The organism is Janthinobacterium sp. SUN206, from assembly GCF_030587305.1.
Lineage (GTDB): Bacteria > Pseudomonadota > Gammaproteobacteria > Burkholderiales > Burkholderiaceae_D > Janthinobacterium > Janthinobacterium kumbetense.
Genome location: NZ_JAPWIB010000001.1, coordinates 2,734,915 through 2,747,230, shown reverse-complemented (window position 1 = coordinate 2,747,230; position 12,316 = coordinate 2,734,915). Strand labels below are relative to the sequence as shown.

General features: G+C 59.8%; 10 protein-coding genes. 1 reads left to right on the top strand and 9 read right to left on the bottom strand.

Annotation, left to right across the window (positions count from 1 at the left end):
- Window positions 1-5 precede the first annotated feature (5 nt).
- The 5 genes from O3300_RS12320 to O3300_RS12300 form a co-directional block, all read right to left on the bottom strand.
- On the bottom strand, window positions 6-539 hold the full coding sequence (locus O3300_RS12320) for a dTDP-4-dehydrorhamnose 3,5-epimerase family protein (protein WP_305053057.1): 534 nt from the start codon (window positions 537-539) through the stop codon (window positions 6-8).
- Between the two features lie 8 nt (window positions 540-547).
- Entirely contained in the window at window positions 548-1,873 is a 1,326-nt protein-coding gene (gene rfbH, locus O3300_RS12315; RefSeq protein WP_305053056.1) for a lipopolysaccharide biosynthesis protein RfbH, read from the bottom strand.
- A gap of 30 nt (window positions 1,874-1,903) precedes the next feature.
- Window positions 1,904-2,971, bottom strand: a complete 1,068-nt coding sequence (gene rfbG, locus O3300_RS12310; protein WP_305053154.1) for a CDP-glucose 4,6-dehydratase — start codon at window positions 2,969-2,971, stop codon at window positions 1,904-1,906.
- Entirely contained in the window at window positions 2,971-3,741 is a 771-nt protein-coding gene (rfbF, locus tag O3300_RS12305) for a glucose-1-phosphate cytidylyltransferase (RefSeq protein ID WP_099666671.1), read from the bottom strand. Before rfbF ends, rfbG begins: the two co-directional genes overlap by 1 nt.
- Window positions 3,742-4,624: 883 nt before the next feature.
- Window positions 4,625-5,524, bottom strand: coding sequence for a sulfurtransferase (locus O3300_RS12300; RefSeq protein ID WP_305053055.1), 900 nt, complete (start codon window positions 5,522-5,524; stop codon window positions 4,625-4,627).
- Window positions 5,525-5,777: 253 nt separating this feature from the next.
- Here O3300_RS12300 and dnaE point away from each other — a divergent pair, with 253 nt between their 5' ends.
- On the top strand, window positions 5,778-9,278 hold the full coding sequence (dnaE, locus tag O3300_RS12295; RefSeq protein WP_305053054.1) for a DNA polymerase III subunit alpha: 3,501 nt from the start codon (window positions 5,778-5,780) through the stop codon (window positions 9,276-9,278).
- A 63-nt stretch (window positions 9,279-9,341) separates the two neighbouring features.
- Here the strand turns inward: dnaE and O3300_RS12290 are convergent, their stop codons facing one another.
- The 4 genes from O3300_RS12290 to O3300_RS12275 form a co-directional block, all read right to left on the bottom strand.
- Window positions 9,342-9,572, bottom strand: a complete 231-nt coding sequence (locus O3300_RS12290) for a DUF6139 family protein (protein WP_092713976.1) — start codon at window positions 9,570-9,572, stop codon at window positions 9,342-9,344.
- 177 nt (window positions 9,573-9,749) lie between these two features.
- Window positions 9,750-10,748 carry a VirK/YbjX family protein gene (locus tag O3300_RS12285; protein ID WP_305053053.1) on the bottom strand — a complete coding sequence of 333 codons (999 nt, stop codon included), beginning with the start codon at window positions 10,746-10,748 and terminating at the stop codon, window positions 9,750-9,752.
- A 54-nt stretch (window positions 10,749-10,802) separates the two neighbouring features.
- Window positions 10,803-11,357 carry a universal stress protein gene (locus O3300_RS12280; protein ID WP_099666675.1) on the bottom strand — a complete coding sequence of 185 codons (555 nt, stop codon included), beginning with the start codon at window positions 11,355-11,357 and terminating at the stop codon, window positions 10,803-10,805.
- An 88-nt stretch (window positions 11,358-11,445) separates the two neighbouring features.
- Window positions 11,446-12,267, bottom strand: a complete 822-nt coding sequence (locus tag O3300_RS12275; protein ID WP_289898810.1) for a MipA/OmpV family protein — start codon at window positions 12,265-12,267, stop codon at window positions 11,446-11,448.
- Window positions 12,268-12,316: the final 49 nt, after the last annotated feature.

Below are 12,316 nucleotides of genomic sequence, written 5' to 3'. Positions count from 1 at the left end.
TCCTACTAAAACGGAGAAATGAAATCGGCAAAGGCGCCGTGCTGCTCATCGCGCGCCGACATGATCGGTGCTGTCACTTGCCAATCGAACCCGAAGCTGTCCCAGCGTATGCCGCAGTCGGCAGACGGCGTGTGCACCGTGCTGGTCTTGTACAGCATCAACGCTTCCTCTGTCAGCGCAACAAAACCATGAGCTACTCCCTTGGGAATAAAGACCATCAGCCCATTTTCTCCAGACAGGTCGACGGATGCCACTTTGCCGTAGCCGGGTCCTTTTCGCAGGTCTAACAGTACATCGCGGACGGTGCCGCGGGTACAGTAAACCAGCTTGTCGTGATCGTGCGGCGGCAGCTGAAAGTGCATGCCGCGAATGACGTCCTTGCGTGAAATAGAATAGAACTCCTCCTGGATATCCAGATTGGCGCCTAAACTTTTACAGATGCCTTCATGATAGGTTTTAACAAAAGTGCCTCGCGCATCTTCAAAGTGGCTAGGCTCAAGCAAAAAACAGGCGGGAAGGAGTTCTTTCAGTAGTTTCATAATATGATTTAGAAATTCACGCCAAAGAATTCTTCGATCTTGCTGATCGAGAAGTCCATCATTTCGCGGGTCAAGCCTGGGAAGACGCCGATCCACAGCGTGTCGTGCATGATGCGGTCGGTATTCGTCAGCTCGCCCGAGACACGGTAGTTACGCCCGATCATGTACGGCTGGCGCGTCAGGTTGCCGGCAAACAGCAGACGCGTACCGATCTTGTGCTGGTCCAGGAAAGTCAGCAGGCTGACACGGTCCACGTTCGCTTCCGGACGCAGGGTGATCGGGAAACCGAACCACGAGGGATCCGAGTTCGGCGTCGCTTCCGGCAGGATCAGGAACTCCGCACAGCTCTGCAGGCCATTTTTCATGTAGTTGAAATTGTCCTTGCGCGCCTGCACGAAACCGGCTGCGCGGTCCATCTGCGCCAGGCCGCAAGCGGCCTGCATGTCGGTAATCTTCAGGTTGTAGCCCAGGTGGCTGTAGGTGTACTTGTGGTCATAGCCGTCCGGCAACGTGCCCAGCTTGCAGCAGAAGCGCTGGCCGCAGGTGTTGTCCTTGCCTGGCGCGCAATAGCAGTCGCGGCCCCAGTCGCGGAACGATTCGGCAATCGCTTTCAGTTCCGGATTGTTAGTGAACACCGCGCCGCCCTCACCCATGGTGATGTGGTGCGCAGGGTAGAAACTCATGGTGCCGATATCGCCGAAGGTGCCGCACATCTGGCCGTTGTACGTGGCACCCAGGGCGTCGCAGCAATCTTCCACCAGCCACAGATTGTACTTTTTGCACAGCGCGACGATGACTTCCAGGTTGAACGGATTGCCCAGGGTATGGGCCAGCATGATGGCCTTGGTCTTGTCCGTGATGGCCGCTTCGATTTTGCTGGCGTCAATATTGTAGGTGCCCAGTTCCACGTCGACGAAGACGGGTACCGCACCATATTGCAAAATCGGATTGACGGTGGTCGGGAAACCAGCCGCCACGCCGATGACTTCGTCACCGGGCTGGATGGCGCGCGCGCCGAGTTTCGGCGACGTCAGCGCCGAGAAGGCCACCAGGTTGGCCGACGAGCCGGAGTTCACCGTGATCAGGAATTCGACGCCGATGAACTTGGCCAGGCGCTGTTCGAATTCGTCATTGAAACGCCCCGTGGTCAGCCAGGCGTCGAGCGAGGCTTCGACCATCAGGCCCATCTCGGGGGCGCCGACGACTTTGCCGGCCGGTGGAATCACCGTCACGCCCGGCTCGAAGGATTTCGGCACGCTGGCCAGTGCGCCGTATTGCGCCACCAGGGCAGCGATCTGCTCGCGGATTTGTTGTTGGGTCAGTTGTTCGCTCATGATACAGCCTTCAATTTATTAGGTAATTAATCAGGTATTTTGATAGGTGGCGATTTGCGCCAGCGTCATTGCCCGCATGTCCGCGCCTTGGTCGCAGGCCTTATGCCATTCGACGATCTTGGCGATGGTCTGGCCGATGTCCCAGCGCGGATGCCAGCCCAGCTGGCCGCGTGCCTTGGAACAATCGAGCTTCAGATAGGTCGCTTCATGCGGATGATCCTGGCCATCGAGCGACCAGGAGGCGCCCGCGCCCCATTCTTGCGTCATGCGCTCGATGATCCATTCGACGGGCTTGGCGTCGGTATCGTGCGGACCGAAGTTCCAGCCTTCGGCATGCATGGGGCCTGCCGTATACAACTTTTCCGCCAGGGTCAGATAGCCGCTGAGCGGCTCGAGCACATGCTGCCACGGGCGGATTGCATGGGGATTGCGGATCATTACCGGCTCGCCGGCGCCGATCGCGCGCAGCATATCCGGGATCAGGCGATCCAGCGCCCAGTCGCCGCCGCCGATGACGTTGCCGGCGCGGCCGCTGCCCAGAGCCACGCCGTGTTCGGCGTATTTGTCGGCATGGAAGAAGGAACTGCGGTAGCCGGCTGTCACCAGTTCGGCGCAGCCCTTGCTGTTGCTGTAGGGATCGTAGCCGCCCATGGCCTCGTTTTCGCGGTAGCCCCACGGCCATTCGCGGTTTTCATAGCACTTGTCGCTGGTGACGTTCACCACCGCACGCACGCCAGGCGTGGCGCGCACGGCTTCGAGCACATGCACCACGCCCATGACGTTGGTGGAATACGTTTCCACCGGATTGGCGTATGAGTAGCGCACCAGTGGCTGGGCGGCCATGTGAATGACGATGTCCGGGCGCGCAGCGGCCATGGCGCGCTTGACTGCGTCGCCATCGCGCACGTCACCGATGATCGACTGCATGCCACTGGCCACGTCGGCGACCTCAAACAGGCTGGGGGTGGTCGGTGCCGCCAGCGCATAGCCGGTCACGTCGGCGCCAAGCTGCTGCAGCCACAGGCTCAGCCAGCCACCCTTGAAGCCGGTATGGCCGGTGAGGAAAACACGTTTTCCTTGCCAGAATGCGGGATTCATCAAGCCGCCTTCCAGGGGGCCTTGCCCGATTGCCACAGTTCTTCCAGATGCACCTTGTCGCGCAGGGTATCCATCGGTTGCCAGAAGCCATGATGGAAGAAGGCATGCATTTCGCCTTCCCGCGCCAGGCGCTCCATCGGCGCCTTTTCCCACACGGTGCTGTCTTCGGCGATATAGTCGATGACTTGCGGCGACAGCACGAAATAGCCGCCGTTGATCCAGGCGCCATCGCCTTGCGGTTTTTCCTGGAAACTGTTGATCTTGTTGCCATCCAGATTCAGCGCGCCAAAGCGGCCGGGCGGCTGGGTCGCAGTCAGGGTGGCGAGCTTGCCGTGCGCCTTGTGGAAGGCGATCGATTCTGTAATGTTGACATCGCTCACGCCATCGCCGTAGGTGAAACAGAATGCCTCTTCGCCTTCCAGGTAGGGCTGGACACGCTTCAGACGCCCGCCGGTCATGGTCTCGTCGCCCGTGTCGACCAGCGTCACTTTCCACGGCTCGGCATTGCGCGCATGCACTTCCATCTGATTATTCTGCATATCGAACGTCACGTCCGACGTGTGCAGGAAATAATTCGCGAAATATTCCTTGATGACATAGCCCTTGTAACCGCAGCAAATCACAAAGTCGTTGATGCCATGGCTTGAATAGCTTTTCATGATATGCCACAAAATTGGCTTGCCGCCAATTTCAATCATGGGCTTGGGTTTGGTGTGGGTCTCTTCGGAGATCCGGGTGCCGAGGCCACCCGCAAGAATGACTGCTTTCATTTTTATTATTCCTATTGAACGAATTAAATTTGCCTGCCTCATTGGTTTGCGGGCTGGCGCCCGTACAACTGATCGGCCAGCGCAGTGCCTGGTGGCAAAGTATAAGTTCGGTGTACAGGTCAGGCCACACGCTACCATGTCTGCTCTTGTCCCTGCTTTTCCGCATCGCTCAAGTTGATACCTTGATGCTTGTCACTAACTCGCCGGCCCATGGCCTGATCGCGTAGCGTTGTTTTTTGGTATGGTAATTTTCGCAACGCCGGGCGTCATGAATAGAAAACCGGCTGGAAAAATAGCTCGGTAGACTGGATACCTATTGCGCTAATTTTCCGAGCAAGCTTTCCGAGCAAGCGTGCTTATCACATCAGTTGCTGGTTCATCGTTCCGTGCAAGCCGAGTCTGCATGAAGTGAAATTATAAAATAATAAACTTCGGCTCTCCTGTTACCAAAATCATCTAAAATTTCCCATGCGACAAAAAACAATTAGCTCTTGATTATAATTCAGAACACATGGAATTGCCATGTATGCATCGCTTCAACGGACACCGTCCGGTTACAGGTGGATCGGAAAGAATGTGAAATAAAGCACGCAATAATGCCTGATATTAAAAATATCCAAACGGCAATTATTATTGTGGAGACGAACAGTGTTTATTAAAGCTCCAAGCAAATCCAATGTTGTTACATTTGCTTGCGTTTGGCGCGAGAGTCGGACGTGTATGTGGTGGAATATGTAATGATGTTAAAAGATTCTCTATCTAAACATTGCATGGCAACCATTTCAGGGTGCTGACTGCAATGTCTTGGAGCGTCAGGTTAGGCGTGCTGCGTCATGTGTGGCCACCAAGCCACACATTTCTTCACAATGATTTTGGGCTGACGTTATTGAACGATTTTCTTGCCGTAGCAATGCGGGCATGACACTTCATACACATATTCCGGCGCCAGCTGCTGGCGCGGCGTGACGACGGCGCGGCAGACGAAGCATTGCACGGTTTCCGTCGGTTCCAGTTTCGGGTTCAGCGCCGTGCGGTAATCGAAGACGAAGCAGTCCCCCGTGTAGTGCTCCCCGCCGACCTCTTCGAAGTATTTCAGGATGCCGCCGTCGAGCTGGTACACGCTGTCATAGCCGATTTCCTTCATGTGGATGGCGGCCTTTTCGCAGCGGATGCCGCCCGTGCAGAAGGTGACGACGGTCTTGCCTTCCAGCTCATCCTTGTGGGCGGCAGCCACGGCCGGGAATTCCGTGAACTTGTCGATGCGGTAATCAAGCGTGTTGTTGAACGTACCCACGTCCACTTCAAAGGCGTTGCGCGTTTCCATCATGACCACGGGTTTGCCCGCATCGTCGACGCCGGCGTCGAGCCAGCGCTTGAGCGTATGCGCGTCGACGGACGGGGCGCGGCCCAGTTCCGGCTTGATCAGCGGCATGCGCATGGTGATGATTTCTTTTTTCAGCTTGACCAGCATGCGCTTGTGCGATTGTTCGTTCGACAAGCTTTCCTTCCATTCCAGATCGGCCAGACGCGCGTCGCTGCGGACCCAGGCGAGGAAGGCATCGATATGCTCGCGCGTGCCCGACAGGAACATGTTGATGCCTTCCGGCGTCAGCAGGATCGTTCCCTTCAGTTCCAGCGCCAGGCATTGCTCCTGATACAAGGGACGCATGGCTTCCGTATCGTCGAGCGTAATGAATTTATACGCGGCGATATTGACAAACGTGGTGGCGGACGGGCTGACGGCGGCGGAAACGGCGGGTGTTGCTGGGGTGATGGCTTGCATGATGGCGATCGGCTTAGACTGAACAGCCGATATTATAAGCCCGACAGGCCTGGCGGGATACCCGGCCAGCCACGTTTTGCCGTGCCGGCGGGCTGTGCACGGCAGGAATTTCTTGCCCGCAATAGGGGGGGCGCACCGCCGGTCCGGGGCCGCGACGCGGTAGAATAGACCCCATTGAATTTTGCACGAAACGGTACACAGGATGGAAATGGTAATGCAAGAGGCCGGCGTTCCGGCAGGTTCACAGCAAGCGATGCAGCCCGGCCCTGCCTTCGTCCATTTGCGCGTGCACTCGGAGTACTCGATCGTCGATGGCCTGGTGCGCATCGACGACGTGGTCAAGGCGGCGGCGAAGGACAAGCAGGTGGCGCTGGCCGTCACCGACCTGTCGAACCTGTTTGGCATGGTCAAGTTCTACAAGGAAGCGCGCGGCAAGGGCATCAAGCCCATCGTCGGCGTCGACGTGTGGATCACGAATGACGACAACCGCGAAAAGCCGTCGCGGCTGCTGCTGCTGGCGAAGAACCGCATGGGCTATCTGCAACTGTGCGAATTGCTGTCGACGGCCTGGCTGACGAATCAGTACAAGGGCCGCGCCGAGCTGCGCATCGAATGGCTGCAGGCGCTGGCGACGAATACCTATGAGCTGTATCCGGGCGAAAGCGCGGCCAATGGCTTGATCGTCCTGTCGGGCGCGCACTTCGGCGATGTTGGCACGGCCATCGAGAATGGCAACCTGGCGCTGGCCGAGCGCAATGCGCAACGCTGGGCCGAGATTTTCCCCGGCCATTTCTATGTTGAAATTCAGCGCGGCGGCCAAGCCAACCAGGAAGCGCAGGTGCGCCATGCGGTGGCGCTGGCAGCCAAGCTGGGCTTGCCCGTGGTGGCCACGCATCCCGTGCAATTTATTTCTCCAGAGGAATTTATTGCCCACGAAGCCCGCACCTGTATCGCCGAAGGCGAAATGCTGGCCAATGCCAAGCGGGTAAAGCGCTTCAATGACAGCCAGCGCTTCCTGTCGCAGGCCGACATGGCGGAATTGTTCGCCGACTTGCCGGCCGCGCTGGCCAATTCCGTGGAAATCGCCAAGCGCTGCAATTTGACCTTGACCCTAGGCAAGCCGCAATTGCCGAATTTCCCCACGCCCGAAGGCATGACGATCGATCAGTTCCTCGTCGCCGAATCGCAGGCGGGCCTGGAAAAACGTTTATTACAGCTGTATCCCGATCCCGAGCGGCGTGAAAAGGAGCGCCCGCGCTACGAGTCGCGCCTGAAATTCGAGACGGACACGATCTGCAACATGAAATTCCCCGGCTACTTCCTGATCGTGGCCGAGTTTATCCAGTGGGCCAAGGAAAACGGCGTGCCCGTCGGCCCGGGCCGCGGTTCGGGCGCGGGTTCGCTGGTGGCGTATTCGTTGCTGATTACCGATCTTGATCCATTGCAATACAACCTGCTGTTCGAGCGCTTCCTGAATCCCGAACGCGTCTCGATGCCCGACTTCGATATTGACTTTTGTCAAGAAGGGCGCGACAGAGTCATCCAGCACGTCAAGGATTTGTATGGCAAGGAGGCTGTCTCGCAGATCGCCACCTTCGGTACCATGGCGGCCAAGGGCGCGATCCGCGACGTGGGCCGCGTGATGGACTTCGGCTATAACTTCTGCGACGGCATCTCCAAGCTGATCCCGTTCAAGCCCGGCAAACCCGTGTCGATCGCCGACGCCATCGAGGAAGAACCGCTGCTCAAGGAACGCCTGGAAAACGAGGAAGAGGTCAAGCAGTTGCTGGACCTGGCGCAGCAAGTCGAAGGCATCACGCGCAATATCGGCATGCACGCGGGGGGCGTGCTGATCGCTCCGGGCAAGCTGACGGATTTCTGCCCGCTGTACACGCAGGGCGGCGATTCCGGCGTCGTGTCGCAGTACGACAAGGACGACGTGGAAGCCGTCGGCCTCGTGAAGTTCGACTTTTTGGGTCTGACCACGCTGACGATTCTCGATCGCGCCGTGCGCTACATCAAGCAGCTTGATCCGGCGCAAGCCAATTTCGATCTGGCCACCTTGCCGCTGAACGACAAGCCATCATACGACTTGTTGACCAAGGCCAAGACCGTGGCCGTGTTCCAGCTGGAGTCGCGCGGCATGCAGGGCATGCTGAAAGATGCCCGTCCCGACCGTTTCGAGGACATTATCGCGCTGGTGGCGCTGTACCGTCCGGGCCCGATGGACCTGATTCCGGATTTTTGCAAGCGCAAGCACGGCGAACGCTTCGATTATCCCGATCCGCGCACGGAATCGATTCTGTCCGAAACCTACGGCATCATGGTGTATCAGGAGCAGGTGATGCAGATGGCGCAGATCGTCGGCGGCTACTCGCTGGGCGGCGCTGACATGCTGCGCCGCGCCATGGGTAAAAAGAAAGCCGAAGAGATGGCCGAGCACCGCGAGATCTTCCGCGCCGGTGCGGCGAAAGATGGTTTGACGGCGGAAAAGGCCGACGAGATCTTCGACTTGATGGAAAAGTTCGCCGGCTACGGTTTCAACAAATCGCACGCCGCCGCCTACGCCTTGCTGTCATACCACACGGCTTACCTGAAAGCGCACCACACGGCCGCCTTCATGGCAGCCAACTTGTCGCTGGCCATGGACGACACCGACAAGATCAAGATCCTGGTGGAAGACTCGCTGGAAATCTGCAAGCTGACCTTGTTGCCGCCGGATATCAATGAATCCGATTACCGCTTCATGCCGAGCGGTGCGGCGCCATCCGTGAGCGGCAAGAAAGTCACGCAGATCCGCTATGGCCTGGGTGCCGTGAAGGGCTCGGGCCAGAACGCCATCGAAGCCATCATCGCCGCGCGCGAGGCGGGCGGGCCATTCACCAGCCTGTTTGATTTCTGCAAGCGCGTTGATAAAAAGCAAATCAACCGCCGCACCATCGAATCCCTGATTCGCAGCGGTGCCTTCGATTGCCTGAAGGTCGACCGCGCCATCCTGCTCGCGTCCGTGGCGTTCGCCATGGAATGCGCCGACCAGGCGGCCAAGGCGGCGAACCAGGTGAGCCTGTTCGGCGGCGACGACAGCGACATGGTGGCGCCGCCCGAGTACGTCAAGGTGCCCGTATGGACGGACAAACAGCGCCTGACGGAAGAAAAGATCGCGCTGGGCTTTTACCTGTCCGGCCACCTGTTCGATTCGTATGCGCCCGAGGCACGTCGTTTTGCCCGCACGAAACTGTCGGAACTGTCGCCGTCGCGCGAACCGCGCATGATGGCGGGCGTCATCACGGGCTTGCGCACGCAGATGACGCAGCGCGGCAAGATCCTCATCGTCACGCTCGACGACAAGAGCGGCACGGTGGAAGTGACGGTGTACGGCGAATTGTTCGATTCCAACCGGAAAATCTTCAAGGAAGATGAATTCCTCGCCGTCGTGGGCAAGGTGTCGGAAGACCGCTTTTCGGGCGGCTTGCGCATCACGGCCGAGAGCGCCTTCGACATCATCTCCGCGCGCGTGCAGTATGGCCGCCAGCTGGGCTTGACTCTGCCCACGACGCTGGACATGAAGCGCATCAGCGACGTGATCATGCCGCACCGGGCTGCGGACGGACTGCCGATCGCCGCCAAGGTCAGCCCGCAAGGCGTCAGTTGCGTGCTGCAGTTCGGGGACGAATGGAAAGTGGCGCCATCGGATGAATTGCAGATGGCGCTGGAGCAAATGCTGGGTGCGCAAGAAGTGGCGGTCGAATACTGACCGGTACCGCCCGGCGTATGCAACAAAGCCAAACCGCAGACATGCTGGTTTGGCTTTTTTCGTTTACATGTCTTTCAGGCCCGTGATCGCATAGCCCTTGGCGGCGATCTGCTGGTGCGGCTGTTCGATATGGTAGTTGGGCAAGATCTCGGCATCGTCAGCCACTTCGCTGGCGCGTACTTCCAGCTGCCAGTCGGTATTGGTAACTTCTTCCGGAATGAGCTTTCCTTCCGGCACGGCGAGGTAGGAAAAAATGCCGTCGTGCTCGGCCCGGCGGTAGATGTCTACGCGCATGACTTGCCTCCTAGTAAGCGTTGGGGGAACCGGCGCACCGCAGTGCATGCCGATAGTGCTAGCGTAACAGGATTGAGCCGTGCATGGGTTGAAGCGTGTGTTGCAGGAGGGGCGGCGGTGCGGCAGCGATGGCAAACAACGATGCGGGGGCGGGGCATCGTGCAGTGGCCGGGGGACTCAGGCGATAGCGGAAGCGTAGTCGTCGTCATCCAGATCGACCGCTTGCCGTACTTCGTTGGCGGCTGCCGCAGCGCCTGCCGTGGCGAGCTGCACCGGGCTGCGATGGGCGTCGAGGCCGTTACGCAGGCTGCTGATCATGGCCAGCGTCAGTTCGTGGCGTTTACGTGCTTCCGAGCGCTTTTTCGAGGGAATGTCTTCCAGGGCAGGCAGGGGCAAGTTTTCGCATGGCAACTCAAAATCGCCATCCGTGCGTGCCTGAGCGCCGAGTTCTTGCCAAAGGGCATTGTAGTCGGCGAACAAACGCCCCTTTTTGGCGGAATGATGGACGGCGCGGTTGACGTTGCCTACAAGCACCATGTTACGGCAGCCATGTTCATGTCCCAGCTGGCGCACCAATCGCACCATCAGGGCCTTGGGGCGCATGCCATGCAGGTCGCGCGTGGCTTCGCGCACGCGGCGCAAGCCTTCCGCGCCGCGCGGGCCCTGGATGCAACCGATGCCCACGCTCATGCTGGCGCGCGCGCGGGAACCGAAAAAGCTAAACGCGACCGAGTAGATCACGTCATCGCCGTGCGCCAGTTGCAGGACCATCTCGCCTTCGCGGTCCATCGGTTGTAGCGAGCACAGCTGCAGGTGGTAGGGCGCGCCCGATTTTCCCGGCACGGTGCCCAGCCGCACCGGCGCGCGCGCCGCCTGCGTCATCAACTTGCCCCAGCCCTGCTGCAGGATGAAATGATAGTGTTCGACCAGCAAGGCGACGCGCTGACGGCACGACAGGTTCGTGCTCAGGTAAGGGCGGTACACCTTGTGCATCAGGCGCGGATAGGCTTGCAGCAAGTCCTGGAACACGGGGTGGGAATTGAGCAGCTGCAGCCAGATGCGCGTCTGGCGGCGCTGCAGTTGCGCCCGCAATTGCAGCTTGAGCAGCTCGCGCATGCGGGACATGCCTGGCGGCATATTGCTCAGGCCCGCATGCAGGGTAATAGCTTGTGTCATCAAAGAGTTTTCATGTGAATGTGGATGGGCCGGACGCGGGGTGCTGGCGGCGCTTCAGGCCGGCGGCGGCCCGCTCATGCCGTCGGTGTCGGCCAGCAATACCGTGGCGCTGCGCGTAGCGCGCGCCAGCTTGCGCGCGAGCGCACCGGAAAAACGACGCTGCCAGGGACTATGACGCAGGGCCGGCAGGACGATTTCGTGGCAACCGAGCAGTTCAGCAGTATCGAGGATCGTAAACAGCAGCTCGCCGGCAAAAATATGGGTATTGAAGGCGAGTTGAGAGCGGCTCAGGTACAGTCCCGCCTCGTGCATCATGTGCTGCGTGGCCGGGTCCAGCGCATGGCATTCGCCGGCGTTGTGCTGGGGCAAGCCATCGGCCCGGCGCGCTGGCGCCGGTGTCACGTGCAGCAGGCTGACGCTGACCTGGATACCCCATTCCTGCAGGCGCCGGGCGTAGCGCGCACCGTAGATGATGTCGCTGGCGCGCTTGACGGGCAAGAGCAGCAGCAAGGTATCCTGGCCCGGCTTGCCGCCCGTGCCCGCGGCGCTGTCCGGGGCGCGGTGACGTTGCGGAGCAAGGCGCGATGCATGCATGGAAGGGATGGCCATAGTGGGAAAACCATGTCATCTTATCCATGCGATTCCCCTCTGTAAATTGGCGAAACAGCGTACGGGTTTCCCTTATGCCGTCACGGTTTTAATAGCGGTAGGTGACGTACACGGCGCCGACCGGGGAGGTCTTGCGCTGCACGATGGGGCTCTTGGCCGCGTCGCCCAGGCGGCTCTCGACGCCGACCAGGGTATTGATGCCCCAGCGCGCATCGAAGCGGTGCTCCCAGTTGATGGTGGCCTGTGCTTCATAGAAACCGCCCTTGGGCGTGTATTGCTTGAACGAGGTGTTCGCGGCCTGGGTGGCCGTCACGCCATACATGGTCTGCACGTACTTGCGCTCGCCCCAGCCCAGCTGCCCGCCGATGGTCACGCTGTCCTGCTGCGCGCCCTTGGCATCGGTCCGGCTGTAGATCTGGCCCGCCGCGCCGAAATGCACATTCGCGCCATTTTCGCGGTTCGACAGGGGAATGTCGCTCGACACGCTCAGCGACAGGCCCGGCAAGGGCGAATAGCCCGCGCTGAGCAGGGCGCTGGCGTTGCCCTTGACTTCGCCCATGCCCTTCAGGTAGTCGCTGCCGCCCCAGCCATTGGCGCCATTGCGCTTGTGGTCTTCGCGGTTGCCGCGGTAGCCCAATGCAGCGCTATAGCTGAAGGGGCCGGCCTGGCCGCCATAGCCGATGCCGCGCGAAGTGCTGAAGAACAGGCCATTGGCCATGGCGTAATCGAGGATGATCAGGGGCGAGGCCGACAGCTTGTCGGCGCCGGAATAGCTGGACACGGCAGCGACGCCGCCGCCGATGGTGAAGACATTTTGCGGGGCCGGTTCGGCCGCGGCGGCGGCCAGCGGGTTGAGGATCATGCCGCTGGCGAGTGCCAGCGCGGTCAGCAGGGTTGTGGGTGCGTGCATGGAATTTTCCGTCAGGTGGAGAACCGAGTCCGGAGTGGCTCGATTGACT